This window comes from Streptomyces sp. S.PNR 29, from assembly GCF_030386795.1.
GTDB lineage: Bacteria > Actinomycetota > Actinomycetes > Streptomycetales > Streptomycetaceae > Streptomyces.
The window spans coordinates 325,967-348,176 of the sequence record NZ_JANUQM010000007.1 but is presented as its reverse complement, the minus strand read 5'-3'; the positions used below and the strand labels follow the sequence as shown (position 1 = coordinate 348,176).

Below are 22,210 nucleotides of genomic sequence, written 5' to 3'. Positions count from 1 at the left end.
CGGATCTTTCCGTTCTGTCCATCCTTGGACATGCAGCCAAGCAACGGTCGTCCCCGCCGAGGCGGGGGCGGTCACGACAGTTCGGCCGGGCATCACGATGATCACACCCCGGCCTTCGACCGGGCGCCCGGGGCGAGCCTGAGGTACGACGACCCCTGGTACGACGCCCTCGCCTCCGGCTGGGGTGAGTCGGCGGACACCGGCGTGCCCCCGGCGGCGCGCGGGGAGAGCGGGGACGGGACGCGGGCCACGGCAGCCGACGTGTACCTCGAGGTGCAACGCAGTGAGGCCTTCCAGGAGGTGCGCGGTCGGTACCGGAGGTTCGTGGTGCCGGCGGTGGCCGTGTTCCTGGCCTGGTACGTGGCCTACGTCGTCGCCGCCACGGCCGCGCCCGGGCTGATGGCCCGGCCCGTGGCGGGGGCAGTGAACGTGGCGATGCTCGCGGGGCTCGGGCAGTTCCTGAGCACCTTCGTGCTCACCTGGGCATACGCCCGGCACGCGCGGCTGCGCAGGGACAGGGCCGCGCTCGAACTGCGCTGGGACACCCAGGAGCTGGCGCGCGGCGTTCGGGGCGGTGCTGCGTGACGGGCGACCACAAGACGCCCGCGTTGTTGCTGTTCAGCGCGTTCGTGGTGGTCACGCTGGCGATCACGACGTGGGCGAGCCGCAACCGGCGCGGATCGGCGGAGGAGTTCTACGCGGGCGGTCGGCTCTTCACCCCCATGGAAAATGGTTTTGCCATCGCGGGTGACTACATGTCGGCCGCCTCCTTCCTCGGCATCTCCGGGCTCATCGCTCTGTTCGGCTACGACGGGATGCTCTACTCGGTGGGCTTCCTCGTGGCGTGGCTCGTGGTGCTCTTCCTCGTCGCTGAACTGGTGCGCAACTGCGGGCGGTTCACGCTGGCCGACGTGGTGGCGGCGCGCATGAGGGAGCGGCCGGTGCGGATCGCGGCGGGAACTTCGTCGGTGGCCGTGTCCGTTCTGTATCTGGTGGCGCAGATGGTGGGCGCGGGCAGTCTGGTCGCGCTGTTGCTCGGGGGCACGAGCGAGGGCGCGCAGAACTGGACCATCGTCGGCGTCGGAGCGCTCATGGTGATCTATGTGTCGTTGGGAGGGATGCGGGCCACCACGTGGATTCAGATCGTGAAGGCGGTCCTGCTGCTCTGCGGCACCGTCGCGCTGACCGTGCTCGTCCTGGTCCGGTTCCACGGCGACGTCGACCGACTGCTGCTCACGGCGGCGGAACGCAGCGGTCACGGTGAGGCGTTCCTGGCGCCCGGGCTGAAGTACGGCGGGGACTGGACCGCTCGCTTCGACTTCATCAGCCTGGGGCTTGCCCTGGTGCTGGGCACGGCCGGGCTGCCGCACATCCTCTCCCGCTTCTACACCGTGCCCACCGCACGGGCGGCACGGCGTTCGGTGGTCTGGGCGATCGGGCTCATCGGCGGCTTCTATCTGATGACGATCGTCCTCGGCTACGGTGCGGCCGCACTCGTGGGGCCGGATGCCGTACGGGAGTCGAACGCGGCCGGGAACACGGCCGTTCCGCTGCTGGCGCTCGATCTGGGCGGCGGCGCGGAGTCCACAGGGGGAACGGTTCTCTTCGCGGTCGTGGCCGCTGTCGCCTTCGCCACGATCCTCGCGGTGGTCGCCGGCATCACGTTGGCCTCCTCGGCGTCCGTGGCCCACGACCTGTACGCGTCCCTGCGGCGACGCCGCGGCAAGCCGCGCAGTGAGGTGGTCGTGGCGCGCGTCGCCGCGGTCGGCATCGGCGTGGTCGCGATCGCTCTCGGCCTGCTCGCCCGTGACCTCAACGTCGCCTTCCTCGTCGGCCTCGCCTTCGCCGTCGCCGCGTCGGCCAACCTGCCCGTGCTGCTCTACTCCCTGTTCTGGCGGCGCTTCACCACGCGCGGCGCCGTGTGGGCCGTCTACGGCGGGCTGATCCCGGCCGTGGTGCTCGTGCTGCTGTCGCCGGTGGTGTCGGGCAGCCCCGACGCCCTCTTCCCCGGCGTCGACTTCCAGTACTTCCCGCTGCAGAACCCCGGCCTCGTCTCGATCCCGCTGGGCTTCGTCGCGGGGTGGCTCGGGACGGTCACCTCGACGGAGGTCCCCGACGAGGCCAAGCACGCGGAGACGGAGGTGCGGGCGTTGACGGGGGCGGGGGCGGCGTAGGGGCGGCGCCTCCATGGTCGTACGGCTATGGCGCCACCCACGCGTACTGGTGCTCCGGTCGGCCCGTGTCGCCGTACTTGAGGGAGAGACGGAGGCGTCCGGCCTGTTCCAGGTGGCGGAGGTAGCGCTGGGCCGTGGAGCGGCTCAGGCCCGTCTCGGCGGCGACCTCGTGGGCGGAGAGCGGGTGGTCGGCGCGGTGCAGGACGCGGCAGATCAGTTCGGTCGTCGGCTCCGAGTGGCCGCTCGGAAGGCCTGGTGACGACGGGACCGGCGCGGTGCGCAGGGCGCTGAAGATCCGGTCGACCTGTTCCTGCCCGGCGATGCCGCGGCCGCCGACGCGGTCGACGGTGCGGCGCAGGGCGGCGTAGGAGTCCAGGCGGGTGCGCAGCGCGGCGAAGGTGAACGGCTTGACGAGGTAGTGCAGGGCGCCCAGGCGCATCGCGGTCTGTACGGTTCCCACGTCGCCGGCCGCGGTGATCATGATGATGTCGGTGCCGTGCCCCTGCTCCCGCATGCGGTGGACGAGTTCGAGGCCCGTCTGGTCGGGCAGGTAGTGGTCGAGCAGCACCAGGTCGACGCCTCCGCGCTGTACCGCGGTCAGTGCCTGGGCCGCACTGTGCGCGCGGGCCACTACCCGGAAGCCGGGAACCTTTCCCACGTATGTGGCGTTGATCTCGGCGACACGGAAGTCGTCGTCCACGACCAGGACGTCAATCATCGGGCCTCTTTCCGTCAAGGCCAGGCGAGCGTTAAGCCCGTGTTTCGGCTTCGCTGTTTCTATCGCGAGCAAAATGAGCACAACAGGCGGTTGCAGGCAAAAGAACGGTATGCGCTCAGAAGACTGATGCCGTGCCCCACGCCACATCTACCGTCCCCGGCCATGAGCGCAGACACCAGCCCCGCCATCGAACTGCGGGGCGCCAGCAAGACCTTCAGGACCCCCTCCGGGGCCCTGCACACGGCCGTCAGAGAACTGGATCTCACGGTGGGGCGTGGCGAGTTCGTCGCAGTCGTCGGGCCCACGGGCTGCGGCAAGTCGACCACGCTGACCCTGGTCAGCGGCCTGGAGGAGCCGACCGAGGGCGACGTCCTGGTCGCCGGTGAGCCGGTGCGCGGCGTCGGTGACAAGGTCGGGTTCGTCTTCCAGCAGGACGCCACCTTCCCCTGGCGCTCGGTCCTGTCCAACGTGATGGCGGGCCCGCTCTTCCGCGGCGTACCGAAGGCCGACGCGAAGCGGAAGGCGCGCGAATGGCTGGCCCGGGTCGGGCTCGCCGCCTTCGAGGACCGCTACCCGCACCAGCTCTCCGGCGGCCAGCGCAAGCGGGTCGCGCTCGCCGCGACCTTCGTCAACGATCCCGAGATCCTGCTCATGGACGAGCCGTTCTCGGCCCTCGACGTGCAGACGCGGGCCCTGATGTCGGACGAACTGCTCGAACTGTGGGAGGGCACGGGCGCCTCCGTCGTCTTCGTCACCCATGACCTGGAGGAGTCCATCGCCCTGGCCGACAAGGTCGTGGTGATGACCGCCGGGCCGGCCACCGTCAAGCAGGTCTTCGACATCGATCTGCCGCGACCGCGCAAGGTCGAACAGGTGCGCATGGAACCCCGGTTCATCGAGATCTACCGCGAGATCTGGGAGTCCCTCGGCGAAGAGGTCCGCATCACCCGCGAGAGGGGTGCAGCCCATGTCGCATGAGGTCCTCAGCACGCCGATCACCGAAACGGCCAAGGCCCCGGAGCGCGCGTACTCGCGGGCCCGAGCCGCCCGCAGACGCAAGATCGTCGTCTCGGCCGTCCGTGCGCTGCTCCTCGTCGCCGTCCTCGGTCTGTGGGAGGCGCTCTCCCGGGCCAAGGTCATCGATCCGTTCAACTTCTCGATGCCCTCGAAGATCTGGGACCAGATCTCCACATGGGTGATGCACGGGACCGCGCTCGGCTCGCTGGGCGAGCAGATCTGGTACACGCTGTACGAGGCGTTGCTCGGCTGGGTCTTCGGCGTGATCGCCGGTGTCGTCCTCGGTATCGCGTTGGGGCGGATCACCTTTCTCGCCGATGTCCTTGGTCCATACATCAAGGTGCTCAACTCGATACCCAGGATCGTCCTCGCACCCATCTTCGTGATCTGGTTCGGGCTCGGACCGGCCTCCAAGGTGGCCTCGGCCGTCGTCCTGGTGTTCTTCCCGGTGTTCTTCAACGCCTTCCAGGGCGCCCGCGAGGTCGACCGCAACCTCGTCGCCAACGCCCGGATCCTCGGCGCGAGCGACCGCAGGGTGACGCTTCAGGTCGTCATCCCGTCCGCCACCTCGTGGATCTTCACCAGCCTGCACGTCAGCTTCGGCTTCGCTCTCATCGGCGCGATCGTCGGCGAGTACATCGGCGCGACGAAGGGCATCGGCCTGCTCGTCGCGCAGTCCCAGGGCACCTTCAACGCGGCCGGTGTGTACGCCGCGATGGTCATCCTGGCCGTCGTCGCGCTCCTCGCGGAAGGGCTGCTCACCTTCGCCGAGCGCCGCATCTTCCGCTGGAAGCCGCACCGCTCCGAGAGCTGAACAGGCCTCCACAGCATCTCTGTTCCTTCCCGCACCGCTCCCTCACAAGGACGTGAACCACCATGCGCAAGACCGCCAGATACGCCGCGCTGGCCGCCGCCGGACTGCTCGCCCTCTCCACCCTCACCGCCTGTGCCAACGACGCGGCGGGCACGAGCGCCGACTCCGGCAGCAACGGCGACGGCAAGGGAACGAAGGTCAAGATCATGGTCGGTGGCCTGGACAAGGTCATCTACCTGCCGGCGATGCTCACCCAGCGGCTGGGCTACTTCGACGCCGAGGGCCTGGACGTTCAGCTGCTGAGCGAGCCCGCCGGTGTCCAGGCCGAGACCGCTCTCGTCTCCGGCCAGGTCCAGGGAGCCGTCGGCTTCTACGACCACACGCTCGACCTCCAGACGAAGGGCAAGCACGTCGAGTCCGTCGTGCAGTTCTCGCGTGCGCCCGGCGAGGTGGAGATCGTCTCCACCAAAGCGGCGGGCGACATCACGTCACCCGAGGACTTCAAGGGCAAGAAGCTCGGCATCACCGGCCTCGGCTCCTCGACCGACTTCCTCACCAAGTACCTCGCGGTCAAGAACGGCGTGAGTGTCAGCGAGTTCACCCCGGTCGCCGTCGGCGCGGGCCCGACCTTCATCTCCGCGCTGCAGAAGGGCGCCATCGACGGTGGCATGACGACCGACCCGACCGTCGCCACGATCCTGGACAAGAAGGCAGGCAAGATCCTCCTCGACATGCGGACGCCGCAGGGGTCGCAGGAGGCGCTCGGCGGTCCCTACCCGTCGTCCAGTCTCTACATGCAGACGGACTGGGTGAACAGCCACAAGGACACGGTCCAGAAGCTGGTCAATGCATTCGTCAAGACCCTCAAGTGGATGTCCACCCACAGCGCGTCCCAGATCGCCGACAAGATGCCCGCCGACTACTCGCAGGGAGACAAGGCCCTCTACGCACAGGCGATCAAGAGCACGCTGCCGATGTTCACCAAGGACGGCGTGATGCCCGCGAACGGCCCCGCAACGGTTGAGAGGGTGCTCAAGGCGTTCAACCCCAACATCAAGAACGCCGACGTGGACCTGAGCAAGACCTACACGACGGAGTTCGCCGAGAAGGCGGCGGGCTGACATCCGTATGAGGGGAGGGCACGGTTCCTTCCCCCGCCACCACGGGCCGTGCTCAGGCGCGGGTCGCCCACACGTAACGGTGTTCCGGGCGGCCCGCGTCGCCGTACTTGAGGGTCAGCCTGGCCCGTCCTGTGCGCTCCAGGAGCTTCAGGTAGCGCTGGGCGGTCTGGCGGCTCACCCCGGTCCGCTCGGCGATCTCCTGGGCCGACAGCGGGCCGTCGGCGTTCATCAGGGACTGGCGCACCAACTCCGCGGTCGTGGGGGAGTGCCCCTTGGGCAGGTCCGGCTCCGACGGCGCCGACAGGGCGCCGAAGATACGGTCCACCTCCGCCTGTTCCGCCTCACCGCCGCTGTCGAGGGTGCGGCGCAGCTCCGCGTAGGCCTCCAGCTTGGCGCGCAGACCCGCGAAGGCGAACGGCTTGACCAGGTACTGCAGCGCGCCGTGCCGCATCGCCGCCTGCACGGTGGACACGTCCCGTGCCGCCGTCACCATGATCACATCGGTCTGGTGGCCGCGCCGGCGCATCTCCTGGACGACCGCCAGGCCCGTCTCGTCGGGCAGGTAGTGGTCCATGAGGACCAGGTCCAGGCGGGGCAGCGTCTCCAGCTGCCGCAACGCCTCCGCCGCGCTGTGCGCCGCACCGGCGACGTGGAACCCCGGCACCTTCTCGACGTAGGCCGCGTTGACCTGCGCGACCCGGGTGTCGTCGTCCACGACAAGGACCTCGATCATCGCGACTCCTCCTCGGTGGCGGTCTGCGTGGCTGCCGTCGCGGTGAGGGCGGGTACCGTCTCCGGCTCGGTGAGCGCCTCGGGCAGCACGACGGTGAACTCCGCGCCTCCGCCGTACGCCTCGCCGACCGTCGCGCTGCCACCCTGCCGCTCGGCGAGCCTGCGCACCAGGGAGAGCCCGAGGCCGCGCTGGCGGTGGGCCGGCGGCTTCTTGGTGGACCACCCCTCCGTGAAGACCAGCTCCCGTTGTTCCACCGGGATCCCGGGTCCCGTGTCACGCACCCTGAGAACCGCGGTGCGCCCCTCGGCGCTCAATTCGACCTCCACGCGCGCGTGCGGGGTGCCCGCGACGGCGTCCAGCGCGTTGTCCACCAGGTTGCCGACGATCGTGACGAGCCCCCTGGGGTCGATCAGGCGGTCCGGCAGCCGCGTCCGGTCCGAGACCCACAGGGCGACTCCGCGCTCGGCCGCCACGGTCGCCTTGCCCACCAGCAGGGCGGCGAGCAGCGGATCCCGGATCTTCTCGGTGACCTGTTCCGAGGTGGCCCGGTGGTCGCCGACCACCTCCCCGACGAACTCCACGGCGTCGTCGTACATCTCCAGTTCCAGCAGCCCCAGCAGCGTGTGCATGCGGTTGGCGTGCTCATGGTCCTGGGCGCGCAGGGCGTCGATCAGACCGCGCGTCGAGTCCAGTTCCCGGCCCAGTTGCTCCAACTCGGTGCGGTCGCGCAGGGTGGCGACGGCGCCGCCGTCGTCGGTGGGCATGCGGTTGGCGACCAACACCCGCTGGCCGCGGACGGTGAGCAGATCGGTGCCGGTGACCCGGCCCGCCAGGACGTCGGCCGTGCGGCCCTCGCCGAGCGCCTCGTCGGGGGACCGGCCGACGGCTTCGTCACCGATGCCCAGCAGGCGCTGCGCCTCGTCGTTGAGGAGGCGGATGTGGCCGACGCGGTCGAGGGCGACGACGCCCTCCCGGATGCCGTGCAGCATTGCCTCACGTTCCGCGAGCAGCCCCGCGATATCGGAGAAGGCCAGGTCACGGGTCTGCCGCTGGACCCGGCGGGAGATGAGCCAGGCGGCCAGCGCGCCGACCGCCAGGGCGCCGCCGGCGTACGCGAACAACCCCGGGATGGCGTGGATCAGACGGGCCCGGACGCTGTCGTACGCGATACCGACCGACACCGCGCCGACGATGTGGCCCTCGCCGTCGCGCAGGGGCACCTTGCCGCGGGCGGTGCGGCCCAGGGTGCCCTCGTCGATGGCCATGACCTCCTTGCCGGCCAGGGCCTCACTGGGGTCCGTCGAGACGGTCCTGCCGATCTGCCGCACATCGGTGTGCGACCAGCGCACACCGCGCCAGTCCATCACCACGACATATCTGGCCTTGGTGGCCTTCCTGATCCGCTCCGCCTCCCTCTGCACCGGCCCGTCCGGCGACGGCGGGGTGGTCTCCAGCTCCTTGACGAGCTGCGGCTCCTGCGCGGTGGTCTGCGCGATGGAGAGCGCCCGGCGCATCGCCTGGTCGTCCAGCTGGTGGCTCAGGGGTGCGAGGAAAAGACCGGTGGCGAGCACCGCGACTCCCGCGGCGATCGCCACCTGCATCAGCAGCACCTGCGAGAACACCCGCCGTGGCAGACCGAGGCGCAGGCGGCGTGCTGGGGGAGTGGGGCTCATACCCATGACGGTACGTGGGGCTACCGAGCTGCCGTAACGGGTGTGGCGTGGATCTCTTGATCAACGCATGGGAAGCCAGTGCCCGATCAATGCGTGGACAACCGGCGTCAAGCGCCAACGGAGCAAAGCTCCAGGTCAGCTCGCGAGCGCCGTCGTCACCGCCAGCTCGCGCACCTCCACCACGTCCATCCGCGCCGGCGTCCCCAGCACCGACGCCCCGCAGCTCTCCGCACGGGGCGGCAGGGACGCGCCATGGGCCACCACGACCCGCCAGTGACGCCCGTCCACGTGGGCGACGGTCACCTCCCAGCGCGGAGCGGCGCCGTCCGTCCGTACGACGCTCAGCGTCTCGGCCCCGTACTCGCCCACCGCCGTGCGCACGGCCAGCTCGGCCGCCTGGCCGGGCCGCTCCCAGGCCGAGTTCCCGCGGCACCCCGCCACGACGATCCGCCCCTCCTGCGCACCGTGCAGGACCTCCTTGACGGCATGGGCCTCGGCCCTGCCGTACGCGTAGCCGTACGGCAGCACGAGCAGCGTCGGGGAGAAGCGATGTCCACCCAGATGGGTGACCTCCCAGACGCCCTCGGCTCCGGAGGCGGCGAGCTCGGCGGCCAGGGGCCGGCCGAGGAGCGCGCAGCAGCGGTCGCGCTTGCCGTTGGTGCAGACGAGGGCGAGCGGATCGCCCGTGTGGGGCCCGCCCCCGAGCGCCGCGTCGAACGTGCGGTGGTCGCCCCTGCCGAGCGCGGCGAAGTCGAGTTCGAGCAGTTGCCGGGGGTCCGCGGTGGTGGCGGTGCGCAGCCACACGTTCCCCGGCATCGTGTGGGCCGCGTACACCTGACGCTCGGCGGACGTGCCGCAGTCCGCGTGCCGACCGGGACGGCGGATGAGCGCGATGCGTACGCCCGTGTTCTTCGCCGCGGCCTCCAGGGCGCGGCCGAGCGCGGGGTCCAGGTGGCTCGACGTGAGCGCCTTGGCACCCCACGGGCCGGGCTGTTCGAGCAGCAGCCAGGTCCTGGCGGTGGCCGCGGTTCCCGCGACGGGCTCGTCGAGACCGCGGGAGACGGTTGAGCACGTACTCACAGAGGTGAGCCTAACCTGACTTGGGCCGAGATTGACGCTCAGGCCCTGCCGGAGGATCAGTGCGGCATCGGCTGAGGTGGCTTCGGACCCACGTAGAAACCGCTCGGGCGCATGCGCAGCGGGCGTTCTCCGTACTCCTCCAGGGCGTGGGCGATCCAGCCCGCCGTACGCGCCACGGCGAAGATGGTCTCGCCGGCGGTGGCGGGCATGCCGGACGAGGCGGTGAGCACGGCGAGCGCCAGGTCGACGTTGGCGTGCAGCGGTGTGTGGCGGGCGGTGGTGGCCACGATGTCCCGGGCCGCCGCGAGGGCGGGCGCGGCCCGGGGGATCTCCTCAAGGAGGGCGAACAGGGCACGCGCGCGTGGGTCCTCGCCGGGGTAGAGCCGGTGGCCGAGTCCCGGGATGCGGCGCCCGGCCCGCAGCTCGTCCGCGATCACGGGTGCCGCGCTGCCCTGGTCGAGCACTTCGAGCAGCAGCCGGTGGGCGAGCCCGCTGGCCGCGCCGTGCAGCGGGCCCTCGATCACGCCGAGCCCGGCGGAGACGGCGGCGTAGGCGTGCGCACGGGCCGAGGCGGCGACACGCACGGCGAGCGTCGAGGCGGCCAGGTCGTGGTCGGCGAGCAGTCCGAGCGCCGTGTCCAGGACGTGCAGGGACGCCTCGTCGGCGGGACGCCCGCTGAGTCGCGCCCACAGGCGGTGGGCCAGCGGGCCCTCGTCGCGGTGGTCGTGCCACATGGGTGGCAGGGCGGCGACCAGGGTGGGGATGAGGGTGCGCGCGGTGCCGAGTACGGCCTCCTCCGACAGGTCGAAGCGCAACGGGTCCGCGGCAGCGGCGGCGACGGCGGCGACCCTCAAGCGGTCGGTGGGCGCCGTGTGCTCGGGCAGGGCCTTGACCGCGCGGCGGGCGACGGCGACGGAGGCCTGGGGGGCGGTGAAGGTGGCGCCGGGACGGGGCCGTCCCGTCCACAGCCACTCGGCCACCTCTTCGTAGGTGTGCCGTGCGGCCAGTTCGGCCGCGTCGACGCCCCGGAAGTAGTACCGGTCCTTGTCGATGAGCGTGATGCGCGTCCGGACGGACAGCTCGTCCCCTGAGCTCGACGTTCCGCCGCGCTCCCGCCTGTTGCGGCGGGCGAGCGCCTCCACCTCCTTGGCGTCGAAGGTGCTGCCCCGGCCGCCGGGCACGCGGCGGCTGCCGAGCTGACCGCGGCTCACGTACGCGTACACGGTCTCGGGTTTCACGCCGAGCAGTTCGGCGGCCTCCTTGGTGCTCAGCCGCCGTTCCGCATCGACGGGGCCGGGTTCTCGATCACGCATAGCGGCCACCGTAACCACCCTTGCAGCCCATGGACGACACATTGATTCAATCAATATTGACAGGAAATTAGTCAATCATGGACAGTCGAATCAAGTCCAGGGAGGGTAATCATGCCAGTCAATAGGTCGGCAGCCACACGCGTCGAGGTGCCACGGGGACTCGCCGGCGTCGTCGTGACCGACACGGAAATCGGTGACGTCCGGGGGCTTGAGGGCTTCTATCACTACCGTCAGTACTCCGCTGTGGAACTCGCGCAGACCCGCGGCTTCGAGGACGTGTGGCATCTCCTGGTCCACGGCGACCTGCCGGACGCCGAGCGCCGCGCCGCCTTCGCCGCCGAGACCGCCGCGTTGCGGCGGCTGCCCGACGAGGTGCGCGAGGCGCTGCCCGCCATCGCGGCGGCCAGTGGACGATCGGGCCCGCTGTCCGGGATGCGCACGGCTCTGTCGCTGCTCGGCGCGGCCGAGGGCTTCCGTCCGGTCTACGACATCGACCCCGACCGCCGCCGCCAGGACACCCTCGTGGCGGCGGCGGCCGTACCGACCCTGCTCACCGCGCTGCACCGGTTGGGAAAGGGGCTCGACCCGGTGGAGCCGCGCGAGGACCTGTCCTACGCGGCGAATTACCTCTACATGTTGACCGGCTCGGAACCGGACGAGCACCGGGCCCGCGCCATCGAGCAGTACTTGATCTCAACCATTGATCATGGATTCAATGCGTCAACCTTCACGGCCCGGGTCATCGCGTCGACGGGTGCGGACGTGGCGGCGTGCCTCGCCGGAGCGGTGGCGGCGCTGTCGGGTCCGCTGCACGGCGGTGCGCCCAGCCGTGCGCTGGACACCCTGGACGCGATCGGCACTCCCGACCGCATCGGCCCCTGGATCCGCGAACGGGTCCTCGCCGGCGAGCGGATCATGGGCTTCGGCCATGCGATCTACCGGACCGAGGACCCCCGCTCCCGGATGCTCCGCGAGGTGGCTCGGCGGTTCGGCGGCCCGCGTGTGGAGTTCGCCGTCGAGGTGGAGCGCCAGGTGGAGGCGATCCTCGCCGAACTGAAGCCCGGCCGCGAGCTCCACACCAACGTCGAGTTCTACGCGGGCGTGGTCATGGAGCTCTGCGGCCTGCCGCGCGAGATGTTCACGCCGACGTTCGCGGCGGCGCGGGTGGTGGGCTGGAGTGCCAACATCCTGGAACAGGCGCAGGACTCGAAGATCATCCGGCCGGTGGCGCGCTATGTGGGGCCGGTGCCGCCGGTGGCCGTGCCGACGACGGTCTGAACGGCCGAGGCCTGCCCGAAGTATGCCGGGCAGGCCCTGCTCGCCGTCGCGTGCGGCTGTGCGCCCGCTGTTCGCCGTGACCTGCGGCTGCCTGCGTTCCCGCTATGACGTGCGGCTAGGCGTCCGGGATCTGCGCCTTGGCCCGGAGCAGGGTTTCGCGGGTGATGACGACGATGCGTTCGTCGTCCGCGCGGGATGCGTCATGGGGAAGTTCCGGGTCGAGGAGCGGCGTGGCCTCTGTCCCGATCACCGCGAAATTCCCGTCGCTCAGTTCGAAGATGTCTGGGCAGGACTGGCCGCTCAGGCTTCCGCGCTCACGCGGAGATGCCCCAACTCGACGCACGATCTTCACCGGTGGATCACGAATCCTTGGAACTCGAAGTAGCAGAACTCTCCGAGCGGCGGGGTCCCTCGGAGTGCGGCGCCGACCGGGCAGGGGTACGCCTGGGCGAGCGCTGAATCGTCCTCCGAGAGCGGATCCGCCCTCGGAGCGCCCAGACGAGGGGCAGGCGACAACATAGCGCTTCCGGGGCGGAAGTTATGGCAGAGGCGGCGTTCACGCTGTGAAATGTCTGTTTCCCAGGGTGGTCGCTCGCCTGTTGGGGCTACTGCAACTCCTCCGGGAGTTCACCGGCCACCCACCACTCCTCGGCGTCGTCCAGATCCTGGATGAGCTGGTCCACCATCCGGCCGAGGCGGGCTTCGTCCGAAGAATCCCTCAGGCTGGCCCGATGGTGGCGGGTGGCCTCCCAGTACTGCCGGAAGATCGCGTTCTGGCAGATGATGCGCAGGTGGCCGCGGAGTTCCTCCTCGTTGACCACGCCGATGTGGTAGGCGTGCAGTGCGTTGGTGTAGAGCGCGTTGGCGAACAGGAACTGCCGCTGTGTTCTTGCCGGTACCTCGGTTTCGTAGGTGTCCAGCACGGCGGCCAGGTCCGGGTCGTCCATGGCCTTGCCCAGGAGATCGATCAGCAGGCGCTGCTGGCGGGACAGGTCGGCGTGCCGCTGCCCCTGGCCGTCCTGCTCGATGCGGTCGAGCCGGCGGCGCAACTCCTCGTACTTCCGAAAGTGGTTGGTCAGCAGTGCCGCGGTGCCGGCCGCGACGGCCAGGCTCGCGAAGACGGCCGACCGCGCCCTCCCCAGTGGAATCTTCTGTGTGGCCATGTCAACCCCCGTATCAGGCAGCCGTCCGCCGGTCGTCGGTACGTCGGGACGTGGGTCGACTGGAGGGGACCGGCGAGCGGTGGGCGGCCCTTGCCGTCTCCCAGAGTGCCGAGCGGCTCTGATCGGCGGGGAGGCGGAGAGGAGGCGCACGGAGGGAAGCGAGGGTCGCACAATCCGGCGCCATGCCCAACGTCTGCCCCGCAAGTGCTGCTAACAATCGTTCACTTCGTCGCGTATCTTGCGGCTCGTATCCTGGGGCGGCATTCAATCTTCGTAGGTGCACCGGGATCGTGAGCCGGTGCACGCGTCGGCTTGAGAGAGGTCGCACGGTGAGCCAGCCGAGCCCGGTCCCGGGCGCAAACCCCGGCCCGAACCCGAGTTCCAGCTCCGTCCCGCGGCAGATCCCGGTCGTCGTCCTCGCCGGGTTCCTCGGCTCCGGGAAGACGACCCTGCTCAATCACCTCCTTCACCGCAGCGGAGGCAGCCGCATCGGCGCCATCGTCAACGACTTCGGCGCCATCGAGATCGATGCGATGGCCGTGGCGGGAGCGCTCGGCGACTCCACCGTCTCCCTGGGGAACGGCTGTCTGTGCTGCGCCGTCGACGCCGGCGAGCTCGACCTCTATCTCGAACGGCTCGCCCGGCCCTCCTCCGGCATCGACGTCATCGTGATCGAGGCCAGCGGTCTTGCCGAGCCCCAGGAACTCGTGCGGATGGTGCTCGCCAGTGAACATCCGGGTGTGGTGTACGGCGGACTCGTCGAGGTCGTCGACGCCGCGGAGTTCGACGACACACGCGCGAAGCACCCCGAGATCGACCGGCATCTCGCACTTGCCGACCTCGTCGTGGTCAACAAGCTCGACCGGGCGGCGGACGGCGAACGCGTCCTCGGCCTCGTACGTTCCCTCACCGACCGTGCCGCCGTGGTACCGGCCACCCACGGCCGTATCGACCCCGAGTTCCTCTTCGACTGCAAGCCGAGCGAGGAGCGCGTCGGGCAGCTGTCCTTCGACGACCTGCACGATCACGACTTCAGCGGCGACGATCATGCCGAGCACCTGCACACCGCCTACGACAGCCTGTCCTTCGCCTCCGAAGTGCCGCTCGACCCGCGCCGGTTGATGGCGTTCCTCGACAGCAGGCCCGAGGGGCTGTACCGGATCAAGGGATACGTCGACTTCGGCCCGCACGATCCCGGGAACCGGTACGCCGTCCACGCCGTCGGGCGGTTCCTCCGCTTCTACCCGGAGCCCTGGGCGCCCGGCGATGAACGCCTCACCCAGCTGGTCCTCATCGGCTCCGGCATCGACGCGTCGGCCCTCGCCAAGGAACTGGAGGCGTGCAAGAGCGACGCCCCGCACGCCGACGAGCACGGCATGTGGGGCGTCCTGCGCTATGTACAGGGCCCCGGCGAGCAGGATCCCGGATCGTGGGACACCTACGGCCCTCACGACCCGGACCCCGAGGACCCGCCGGTCTAAACCGGCCCGGCCACCACCGACACCGTCTTCGGCAGCGACACGCCCGAACCGTCGCGGCGCGGGTCGATCTCCGGCAGGTCGGCCGGCGAGCCGTTCTTCTGCGCGGCCAACGCGGGGGTGGCGCCCGCCCAGGCCAGGGACAGGCAGTCCTCGCCCTTGAGGAACCGCTGGCAGCGCACACCACCGGTGGCGCGGCCCTTGCGCGGGAACTGGTCGAAGGGGGTCAGCTTGGCCGTCGTCTGGACGGAGTCGTCCAGCGTGCCGCGCGACCCGGCCACGGTGAACACCACCGCGTCCACGGCCGGGTCGACCGCCGTGAACGAGATGACCTTCGCGCCCTCGGCGAGCTTGATGCCCGCCACGCCACCCGCCGGACGGCCCTGCGGCCGGACCTGCGAGGCCTGGAAACGCAGCAGCTGCGCGTCGTCCGTGATGAAGACCAGGTCCTCCTCACCGCTGCGCAGTTCGACCGCGCCGACGATCCGGTCGCCCTCCCTGAGGGTGATCACTTCCAGTTCTTCCTTGTTGGCGGGGTAGTCCGGCACCACGCGCTTGACCACGCCCTGTGCCGTGCCCAGCGCCAGCCCCGGCGACGACTCGTCGAGCGTCGTCAGGCAGACCACGTCCTCGTCGTCCTCCAGGGAGACGAACTCCGCCAGCGGCGCGCCGCCCGACAGGTTCGGTGACGTCATGGTCTCCGGGAGCTGGGGGAGGTCGATCACGTTCACCCGGAGCAGGCGGCCGGCCGAGGTGACCACGCCCACCTCGCCGCGGGCCGTGGCCGGCACCGCGGAGACGATCACGTCGTGCTTGACGCGCTTGGCGCCGGCGCCCTCCGGGAAGGGCTCGCTGTTCGCCGTGCGGGCCAGCAGACCCGTCGAGGACAGCAGCACCCGGCACGGGGCGTCCGCCACCTGCAGCGGTACGGCCGCCACCGGCGTACCCGACGACTCCAGCAGGACCGTACGGCGCTCGGTGCCGAACTTCTTGGCCACCGCGGCCAGTTCCGAGGAGACCAGCTTGCGCAGCTCCGCGTCCGACTCCAGGATCCGGGTCAGCTCCGCGATCTCCGCGTTGAGCCGGTCCTTCTCCGCCTCCAGCTCGATGCGGTCGTACTTGGTCAGGCGGCGCAGCGGCGTGTCCAGGATGTACTGGGTCTGGACCTCGCTCAGCGAGAAGCGTTCCATCAGGCGTTCCTTGGCCTGCGCGGAGTTCTCGCTGGACCGGATGAGGCGGATGACCTCGTCGATGTCGACCAGGGCCGTGAGCAGGCCCTCGACCAGGTGCAGACGGTCCCGCTTCTTGCCGCGGCGGTACTCGCTGCGGCGCCGTACGACGTCGAAGCGGTGGTCGAGGTAGACCTCCAGGAGTTCCTTCAGGCCCAGCGTGAGCGGCTGGCCGTCGACCAGCGCGACGTTGTTGATGCCGAAGGACTCCTCCATCGGCGTCAGCTTGTAGAGCTGCTCCAGGATCGCCTCCGGCACGAAGCCGTTCTTGATCTCGATGACCAGGCGCAGGCCGTGCTGCCGGTCGGTGAGGTCCTTGACGTCGGCGATGCCCTGGATCTTCTTGGAGCCCACCAGATCCTTGATCTTGGCGATCACCTTCTCCGGGCCGACCGTGAAGGGCAGCTCGGTGACGACGAGGCCCTTGCGGCGCGCCGTCACGTTCTCCACCGACACCGTCGCGCGCATCTTGAAGGTGCCGCGGCCCGTCTCGTACGCGTCCCGGATGCCGGACAGGCCGACGATCCGGCCGCCGGTGGGCAGGTCGGGGCCCGGGACGTGCTTCATCAGGGCGTCGAGATCGGCGTTCGGGTGCCGGATGAGGTGGCGGGCGGCCGCGATCACCTCGCGCAGGTTGTGCGGCGGCATGTTCGTGGCCATGCCGACCGCGATGCCCGAGGCACCGTTGACCAGGAGGTTCGGGAAGGCGGCGGGCAGCGCCACCGGCTCCTGCTCCTGGCCGTCGTAGTTGGGTGCGAAGTCGACGGTGTCCTCGTCGATCGACTCCGTCATCAGGCTCGCGGCATCGGCGGCCCGGCACTCGGTGTACCGCATCGCGGCCGGCGGGTCGTCGTTGCCCAGCGAGCCGAAGTTGCCGTGGCCGTCGACGAGCGGCACGCGCATGGAGAACGGCTGGGCCATGCGCACCAGGGCGTCGTAGATCGACGCGTCGCCGTGCGGGTGCAGCTTACCCATGACCTCGCCGACGACGCGGGCGCACTTCACATAGCCGCGGTCGGGGCGCAGGCCCATCTCGTTCATCTGGTAGACGATGCGGCGGTGCACCGGCTTGAGGCCGTCGCGCGCGTCCGGCAGGGCGCGGGAGTAGATGACCGAGTACGCGTACTCGAGGAAGGAGCCCTGCATCTCGTCGACGACGTCGATGTCGAGGATCTTCTCCTCGTACGAGTCGTCGGGCGGCGGGGTCTTCGTACTACGGCGGGCCATCGCTGCCGGCTCCTCCTGTTTTCTGGTCGCTCGCCTGCGGGTCGCTCACGTCGGTACCGAGAGCACGACCGTGCTCAGCCCTTCGGGCCCGGTCGTCCTCTCGGTACCGACGCGCCCCTTCGGCTCACTCTCGCTGAAGCGTGAACGGTGTCTGACGCGGACCATTGTGGACCGCGGCACTGACAACGCGGGACCAGGACCCGGCATCGGCGGCCCGCGCTGGCAGGTGCCCGCAGAGTACGCGGTCCGGCCGAGTGACCCGGTTCTCGCTGTCGGCGTACGGCCTCCGGGAACTTCGCCGACGCTCCGCACGCTTGCATACAGTGGCAGGACGGCAGGAAAACCGCGGTTTCCACGACCGCGTCCGCGATCGAAGGGACGTACATGCCCATGGGTCACACGGCCACAGCCCAGGCAGGCTCCGGCGGCCTGACAGCGACCGAGCACCGCCTGGCCAACGGCCTGCGCGTGGTGCTCTCCGAGGACCACCTGACCCCGGTCGCGGCGGTGTGCCTCTGGTACGACGTCGGCTCACGCCACGAAGTCAAGGGGCGTACCGGCCTGGCTCACCTTTTCGAGCACCTCATGTTCCAGGGCTCCGCCCAGGTCAAGGGAAACGGCCACTTCGAGCTGGTGCAGGGGGCCGGCGGCTCGCTGAACGGCACCACCAGCTTCGAGCGGACCAACTACTTCGAGACCATGCCCGCCCACCAGCTGGAGCTCGCCCTCTGGCTGGAGGCCGACCGCATGGGCTCCCTGCTGGCCGCCCTCGACGACGAGTCCATGGAGAACCAGCGGGACGTCGTCAAGAACGAGCGCCGGCAGCGCTACGACAACGTCCCCTACGGCACGGCGTTCGAGAGGCTGACCGCCCTCGCCTACCCGGAGGGCCACCCCTACCACCACACGCCGATCGGCTCGATGGCCGACCTGGACGCGGCGACCCTGGAGGACGCGCGCGCGTTCTTCCGCACGTACTACGCGCCGAACAACGCGGTCCTGTCGGTCGTCGGCGACATCGACCCGGAGCAGACGCTCGCCTGGATCGAGAAGTACTTCGGCTCCATCCCCTCCCACGACGGCAAGCCCACCCCCCGGGACGGCACGCTGCCCGACATCATCGGCGACCAGCTGCGCGAGGTCGTCGAGGAGGAGGTCCCGGCCCGCGCCCTGATGGCGGCCTACCGCCTGCCGCACGACGGCACACGCGCGTGCGACGCGGCGGACCTCGCGCTGACCGTCCTCGGCGGCGGCGAGTCGTCCCGCCTGTACAACCGGCTCGTACGACGGGACCGCACGGCCGTGGCCGCCGGCTTCGGCCTGCTGCGGCTCGCCGGGGCGCCCTCCCTGGGGTGGCTGGACGTGAAGACGTCCGGTGACGTCGAGGTGCCGGTCATCGAGGCCGCCATCGACGAGGAGCTCGCCCGGTTCGCCGAGGAGGGCCCCACGGCCGAGGAAATGGAGCGGGCCCAGGCCCAGTTGGAACGTGAGTGGCTGGACCGGCTCGGCACGGTCGCGGGCCGCGCCGACGAACTGTGCCGGTACGCCGTGCTGTTCGGCGACCCGCAGCTCGCCCTGACCGCCGTCCAGCGCGTGCTGGACGTGACGGCTCAGGAGGTCCAGGAGGTCGCCAAGGCCCGCCTGCGCCCCGACAACCGCGCGGTGCTCGTCTACGAGCCCGTCGCCGCCGAAGCCGAAGACGCCGAGGACACCGCGGCCGTGGCCACCGACGAGAACGAGGAGGCGGCGAAGTGACCGAGCTCGCCCCGATGGAATTCCACCCCCAGCCGCAGGCGGGCGAGCCCAAGCCCTGGGCGTTCCCGGCCCCCGAGCGCGGGACGCTCGACAACGGCCTGACGGTCCTGCGCTGCCACCGCCCCGGCCAGCAGGTCGTCGCCGTCGAGGTGCTCCTGGACGCCCCTCTGGACGCCGAGCCGGCCGGCCTCGACGGCGTCGCCACGATCATGGCGCGCGCCTTCTCCGAGGGCACCGACAAGCACACCGCCGAGGAGTTCGCCGCCGAGCTGGAGCGCTGCGGCGCCACCCTGGACTCGCACGCCGACCACCCCGGCGTCCGCCTGAGCCTGGAAGTGCCGGCCTCCCGCCTGTCCAAGGCGCTCGGCCTGATCGCCGACGCCCTCAGGGCGCCCGCCTTCGCGGACAGCGAGGTCGAGCGGCTGGTGCGCAACCGCCTCGACGAGATCCCGCACGAGCTGGCCAACCCCTCCCGTCGCGCCGCCAAGGAGCTCTCCAAGGAGCTGTTCCCGGCGAGTTCGCGCATGTCGCGCCCGCGCCAGGGCACCGAGGAGACGGTCGCGAACATCGACTCCGCGGCCGTACGCGCCTTCTACGAGAAGCACGTCCGCCCCGCCACGGCCACCGCGGTGGTCGTCGGCGACCTCACCGGTGTCGACCTCGACGCGCTGCTGGGTGACACGCTCGGCTCCTGGACCGGCTCCGCCGCCGAGCCCAGGCCCGTGCCGCCGGTGATCGCCGACGACACCGGCCGGGTCGTCATCGTGGACCGCCCCGGCGCCGTCCAGACACAGCTGCTGATCGGCCGCATCGGGCCGGACCGGCACGACCGCGTGTGGCCCGCACAGGTGCTCGGCACGTACTGCCTCGGCGGCACCCTCACCTCCCGCCTGGACCGCGTCCTGCGCGAGGAGAAGGGCTACACCTACGGTGTGCGGGCCTTCGGACAGGTTCTCAGGTCCGCGCCGGACGGCACGGGCGCGTCTATGCTCGCCATCAGCGGCTCCGTCGACACCCCGAACACCGGCCCCGCCCTGCAGGACCTGTGGACGGTGCTCCGTACGCTCGCCGCGGAAGGGCTCACCGACGCCGAGCGCGACGTCGCGGTGCAGAACCTCGTGGGCGTGGCGCCGCTGAAGTACGAGACCGCGGCGGCGGTGGCGAGCACGCTGGCCGACCAGGTCGAGCAGCACCTGCCCGATGACTACCAGGCCACGCTGTACCGCCAGCTCGCCGCGACCGGGACCGTGGAGGCCACCGCGGCGGCCGTGAACGCCTTCCCGGTGGACCGTCTGGTGACCGTCCTCGTCGGTGACGCGGCGCAGATCAAGGCGCCCGTCGAGGCCCTCGGCATCGGCGAAGTCACCGTCGTCTCCGCCGAGTAGAGACCCGGCTGCGGCACGCGCGCGTAGGGGCCCTGGTGACCAGAAGGTCGCCAGGGCTCCCTTATGCCCGAATTGGGGCGGAGGTTGCGTGTCTGCCCTGTGGGATGCGCTACAAAAACCGTTACACGTTTGGGGATTGACAGGCGTCCCGTTTAGCTTCGTCCAGGCTGTCCGTCAGGCAGTGCGCCGCACCCGCGGCACCGGACAGTCATCGCCGAGTCCCCGTACGGCGCGAGCCAGGGGAGCCGGGGACCCAACCGCAGTCCCTGGGGTGAATCGGGCGCCCGCGCGTGCAGCGAGGGGGTCCGTAGGAGACCTTCCTGCTCCGAACCCGTCAGCTAACCCGGTAGGCGAGAGGGAAGGAAAGGACCAGCAGACTTCATGGCGTTCACCTGCGCCACCGGGAAGCACCGTCGTCCCAGTCGGATGAAGCGCGCGACCACCAGGGCCGTCGGCGCCGCCGCCCTCACCACCACCGGTGTCGTCGGCGCCCTCGCGGCCCCGGCGATGGCGGCCGAGCCCACCGCCGAGCAGACCGCTCTCACTCCCGTCGTCACCATCGGCGACTCGGTGGCCGACCAGATCGACGCCCAGGCCGCCGCGCAGCAGCAGGCCGCCGAGGAGGCCGCCGCGCAGAAGAAGGCCGAGGAGGCCGCGCGCAAGCGGGCGGCCGAGGCGGTCAAGCAGGCGCGTGAGGCGAAGGAGCGTGCCGCCCGCGAGGCCGAGCGCAAGCGCCTCAACACCTACGTCCCGCCGATCAGCGGCTCCTACATCTCCACCGGGTACAAGTCCGGCGGCTCCCTGTGGTCCTCCGGCAGCCACACCGGCGTCGACTTCCACGCGGCCAGCGGCACCGCCGTCCACGCGGTCGGCTCCGGCACCGTCGTCGAGGCAGGCTGGGGCGGTTCGTACGGCAACCAGATCGTGATCAAGATGAACGACGGCACGTACACGCAGTACGGCCACCTGTCGTCCATCGGCGTCTCGGTCGGCCAGCGGGTCACCCCGGGCCAGCAGATCGGCCTCTCCGGCGCCACCGGCAACGTCACCGGGCCGCACCTGCACTTCGAGGCCCGTACCAGCCCGGAGTACGGCTCCGACATCGACCCGGTCGCCTACCTCCGCTCCCACGGCGTGAACGTCTGAGACGCGGGGGACGCCCGAGACAGACGGCTCCGCTTCCCGCAGCCCCGGCTCCCCGAGCCGGGGCTTTCGGCGTTTTCGATGTCCGGCTGTCCAAAAAATATGCATGGTTTCCGGCTCGCCGTCGGAAATTCCGGCCCTTTGCAATAGAGTCACTCGCACAACGTCAATGGACGACGTTTCACGGGGATTAAGGCGGAGGTCGGTCATGCGTATTCCGGCGCACTCGGTGTGCACGGCGATCCGGGACGACATCGTCGCGGGTGTCTACGAGCGCGGCAGCCGCCTCACCGAGGAACTCCTCGCCCGCCGCTACGGTGTCTCCCGTGTCCCCGTCCGAGAGGCGCTGCGCACCCTGGAGGCCGAGGGCTTCGTGGTGACCCGGCGGCACGCGGGCGCGTGCGTCGCGGAACCCACCGAGCAGGAGGCCTCCGACCTGCTGGAGATGCGCATGCTCCTGGAGCCCCTCGGCGCCTCCCGGGCCGCTCAGCGGCGCACCGAGGCCCATCTGAAGGTGCTGCGCGGCCTCGTCAGGCTGGGGCAGGAGCGCGCCAGGCGCGGCAGCAGCGAGGACCTGCGCTCACTCGGCGGCTGGTTCCACGAGACACTCGCCCAGGCCTCCGGCAGCCCCGCCCTGGCCTCGATGCTGACCCAGCTGCGCCACAAGATCGCCTGGATGTACGCCGTGGAGGCACCCGCCAACCCCGTGGAGTCCTGGGCCGAGCACGGCGCGATCGTGGACGCCGTGGCGCGCGGCGACGGGGAGCGCGCGCGGACGGTCACGGCGGTGCACACCGAGCGGGCGGCCGCCGCGCACCGTTTGCGATTCCCCTCCGGTGCGGGCCGCGCGGAGCGTGTGAGGAACTCGCAACATCCCGTAAACATGTCGGGCCTTCGGCATTAACACGG

At 70.5% G+C, this 22,210-nt stretch carries 19 protein-coding genes and 1 riboswitch; of the genes, 11 read left to right on the top strand and 8 right to left on the bottom strand.

Features of this window, described 5'->3' with window-relative positions:
- Positions 1-30: 30 nt before the first annotated feature.
- Both NW895_RS21140 and NW895_RS21135 read left to right on the top strand, forming a co-directional pair.
- Positions 31-585 carry a DUF485 domain-containing protein gene (locus NW895_RS21140; RefSeq protein ID WP_289937314.1) on the top strand — a complete coding sequence of 185 codons (555 nt, stop codon included), beginning with the start codon at positions 31-33 and terminating at the stop codon, positions 583-585.
- The gene (locus NW895_RS21135; protein WP_289937313.1) at positions 582-2,174 is read left to right on the top strand and encodes a cation acetate symporter; all 1,593 of its coding nucleotides are present in this window, start codon (positions 582-584) and stop codon (positions 2,172-2,174) included. Before NW895_RS21140 ends, NW895_RS21135 begins: the two co-directional genes overlap by 4 nt.
- Before the next feature lie 25 nt (positions 2,175-2,199).
- Here the strand turns inward: NW895_RS21135 and NW895_RS21130 are convergent, their stop codons facing one another.
- Entirely contained in the window at positions 2,200-2,892 is a 693-nt protein-coding gene (locus NW895_RS21130; protein WP_289937312.1) for a response regulator, read from the bottom strand.
- Between the two features lie 162 nt (positions 2,893-3,054).
- On the opposite strand from NW895_RS21130, the gene NW895_RS21125 reads away from it, so the two are divergent.
- The 3 genes from NW895_RS21125 to NW895_RS21115 all read left to right on the top strand — a co-directional run bounded on the left by NW895_RS21125 (position 3,055) and on the right by NW895_RS21115 (position 5,844).
- Entirely contained in the window at positions 3,055-3,870 is an 816-nt protein-coding gene (locus NW895_RS21125) for an ABC transporter ATP-binding protein (protein WP_289937311.1), read from the top strand.
- On the top strand, positions 3,860-4,723 hold the full coding sequence (locus tag NW895_RS21120; RefSeq protein ID WP_289937310.1) for an ABC transporter permease: 864 nt from the start codon (positions 3,860-3,862) through the stop codon (positions 4,721-4,723). The genes NW895_RS21125 and NW895_RS21120 overlap by 11 nt, the downstream gene beginning before the upstream one ends.
- 62 nt (positions 4,724-4,785) lie before the next feature.
- Positions 4,786-5,844: an ABC transporter substrate-binding protein gene (locus NW895_RS21115; protein WP_289937309.1), complete on the top strand. Its 1,059-nt coding sequence runs from the start codon at positions 4,786-4,788 to the stop codon at positions 5,842-5,844.
- Positions 5,845-5,896: 52 nt separating this feature from the next.
- Here NW895_RS21115 and NW895_RS21110 read toward each other — a convergent pair whose 3' ends face one another.
- The 4 genes from NW895_RS21110 to NW895_RS21095 form a co-directional block, all read right to left on the bottom strand.
- Positions 5,897-6,577: a response regulator gene (locus tag NW895_RS21110; protein ID WP_289937308.1), complete on the bottom strand. Its 681-nt coding sequence runs from the start codon at positions 6,575-6,577 to the stop codon at positions 5,897-5,899.
- Entirely contained in the window at positions 6,574-8,250 is a 1,677-nt protein-coding gene (locus NW895_RS21105; protein ID WP_289937307.1) for a sensor histidine kinase, read from the bottom strand. Before NW895_RS21105 ends, NW895_RS21110 begins: the two co-directional genes overlap by 4 nt.
- A 135-nt stretch (positions 8,251-8,385) precedes the next feature.
- On the bottom strand, positions 8,386-9,330 hold the full coding sequence (locus NW895_RS21100; protein WP_289937306.1) for a sucrase ferredoxin: 945 nt from the start codon (positions 9,328-9,330) through the stop codon (positions 8,386-8,388).
- A 56-nt stretch (positions 9,331-9,386) separates the two neighbouring features.
- A complete protein-coding gene (locus tag NW895_RS21095; protein ID WP_289937305.1) occupies positions 9,387-10,643 on the bottom strand; it encodes a citrate synthase in 1,257 nt (418 codons plus the stop codon).
- A 111-nt stretch (positions 10,644-10,754) separates the two neighbouring features.
- Here NW895_RS21095 and NW895_RS21090 point away from each other — a divergent pair, with 111 nt between their 5' ends.
- Positions 10,755-11,921, top strand: a complete 1,167-nt coding sequence (locus NW895_RS21090; RefSeq protein WP_289937304.1) for a citrate synthase/methylcitrate synthase — start codon at positions 10,755-10,757, stop codon at positions 11,919-11,921.
- Positions 11,922-12,036: 115 nt separating this feature from the next.
- Here NW895_RS21090 and NW895_RS21085 read toward each other — a convergent pair whose 3' ends face one another.
- Positions 12,037-12,273 carry a hypothetical protein gene (locus NW895_RS21085; protein ID WP_289937303.1) on the bottom strand — a complete coding sequence of 79 codons (237 nt, stop codon included), beginning with the start codon at positions 12,271-12,273 and terminating at the stop codon, positions 12,037-12,039.
- 253 nt (positions 12,274-12,526) lie between these two features.
- Positions 12,527-13,084, bottom strand: a complete 558-nt coding sequence (locus NW895_RS21080) for a DUF6082 family protein (RefSeq protein WP_289937302.1) — start codon at positions 13,082-13,084, stop codon at positions 12,527-12,529.
- Positions 13,085-13,485: 401 nt separating this feature from the next.
- On the opposite strand from NW895_RS21080, the gene NW895_RS21075 reads away from it, so the two are divergent.
- Positions 13,486-14,565 carry a GTP-binding protein gene (locus NW895_RS21075; protein WP_289937400.1) on the top strand — a complete coding sequence of 360 codons (1,080 nt, stop codon included), beginning with the start codon at positions 13,486-13,488 and terminating at the stop codon, positions 14,563-14,565.
- Here the strand turns inward: NW895_RS21075 and NW895_RS21070 are convergent.
- Complete coding sequence (locus NW895_RS21070) at positions 14,562-17,018, bottom strand: DNA topoisomerase IV subunit A (RefSeq protein WP_289937301.1); 2,457 nt, start codon at positions 17,016-17,018, stop codon at positions 14,562-14,564. The two genes, NW895_RS21075 and NW895_RS21070, sit on opposite strands and share 4 nt — an antisense overlap.
- Before the next feature lie 384 nt (positions 17,019-17,402).
- Here NW895_RS21070 and NW895_RS21065 point away from each other — a divergent pair, with 384 nt between their 5' ends.
- The 4 genes from NW895_RS21065 (at position 17,403) to NW895_RS21050 (ending at position 22,205) form a co-directional block, all read left to right on the top strand.
- Positions 17,403-18,773 carry a pitrilysin family protein gene (locus NW895_RS21065; RefSeq protein ID WP_289937300.1) on the top strand — a complete coding sequence of 457 codons (1,371 nt, stop codon included), beginning with the start codon at positions 17,403-17,405 and terminating at the stop codon, positions 18,771-18,773.
- A complete protein-coding gene (locus tag NW895_RS21060; protein WP_289937299.1) occupies positions 18,770-20,158 on the top strand; it encodes a pitrilysin family protein in 1,389 nt (462 codons plus the stop codon). The genes NW895_RS21065 and NW895_RS21060 overlap by 4 nt, the downstream gene beginning before the upstream one ends.
- 202 nt (positions 20,159-20,360) lie before the next feature.
- Positions 20,361-20,526: riboswitch (cyclic di-AMP (ydaO/yuaA leader) on the top strand.
- A 13-nt stretch (positions 20,527-20,539) separates the two neighbouring features.
- Positions 20,540-21,304: a M23 family metallopeptidase gene (locus NW895_RS21055; RefSeq protein WP_289937298.1), complete on the top strand. Its 765-nt coding sequence runs from the start codon at positions 20,540-20,542 to the stop codon at positions 21,302-21,304.
- 205 nt (positions 21,305-21,509) lie between these two features.
- On the top strand, positions 21,510-22,205 hold the full coding sequence (locus NW895_RS21050; protein WP_289937297.1) for a GntR family transcriptional regulator: 696 nt from the start codon (positions 21,510-21,512) through the stop codon (positions 22,203-22,205).
- The last annotated feature ends 5 nt before the right edge of the window (positions 22,206-22,210 follow it).

Excerpts from the sequence above, each read along its gene's own strand:
- NW895_RS21105 (WP_289937307.1), bottom strand. The coding sequence starts at position 8,250 with ATGAGCCCCACTCCCCCAGCACGCCGCCTGCGCCTCGGTCTGCCACGG.
- NW895_RS21110 (WP_289937308.1), bottom strand. The coding sequence starts at position 6,577 with ATGATCGAGGTCCTTGTCGTGGACGACGACACCCGGGTCGCGCAGGTC.
- NW895_RS21065 (WP_289937300.1), top strand. The coding sequence starts at position 17,403 with ATGCCCATGGGTCACACGGCCACAGCCCAGGCAGGCTCCGGCGGCCTG.
- NW895_RS21080 (WP_289937302.1), bottom strand. The coding sequence starts at position 13,084 with ATGGCCACACAGAAGATTCCACTGGGGAGGGCGCGGTCGGCCGTCTTC.
- NW895_RS21055 (WP_289937298.1), top strand. The coding sequence starts at position 20,540 with ATGGCGTTCACCTGCGCCACCGGGAAGCACCGTCGTCCCAGTCGGATG.
- NW895_RS21090 (WP_289937304.1), top strand. The coding sequence starts at position 10,755 with ATGCCAGTCAATAGGTCGGCAGCCACACGCGTCGAGGTGCCACGGGGA.
- NW895_RS21125 (WP_289937311.1), top strand. The coding sequence starts at position 3,055 with ATGAGCGCAGACACCAGCCCCGCCATCGAACTGCGGGGCGCCAGCAAG.
- NW895_RS21130 (WP_289937312.1), bottom strand. The coding sequence starts at position 2,892 with ATGATTGACGTCCTGGTCGTGGACGACGACTTCCGTGTCGCCGAGATC.
- NW895_RS21095 (WP_289937305.1), bottom strand. The coding sequence starts at position 10,643 with ATGCGTGATCGAGAACCCGGCCCCGTCGATGCGGAACGGCGGCTGAGC.
- NW895_RS21120 (WP_289937310.1), top strand. The coding sequence starts at position 3,860 with ATGTCGCATGAGGTCCTCAGCACGCCGATCACCGAAACGGCCAAGGCC.
- NW895_RS21070 (WP_289937301.1), bottom strand. The coding sequence starts at position 17,018 with ATGGCCCGCCGTAGTACGAAGACCCCGCCGCCCGACGACTCGTACGAG.
- NW895_RS21140 (WP_289937314.1), top strand. The coding sequence starts at position 31 with ATGCAGCCAAGCAACGGTCGTCCCCGCCGAGGCGGGGGCGGTCACGAC.
- NW895_RS21115 (WP_289937309.1), top strand. The coding sequence starts at position 4,786 with ATGCGCAAGACCGCCAGATACGCCGCGCTGGCCGCCGCCGGACTGCTC.
- NW895_RS21050 (WP_289937297.1), top strand. The coding sequence starts at position 21,510 with ATGCGTATTCCGGCGCACTCGGTGTGCACGGCGATCCGGGACGACATC.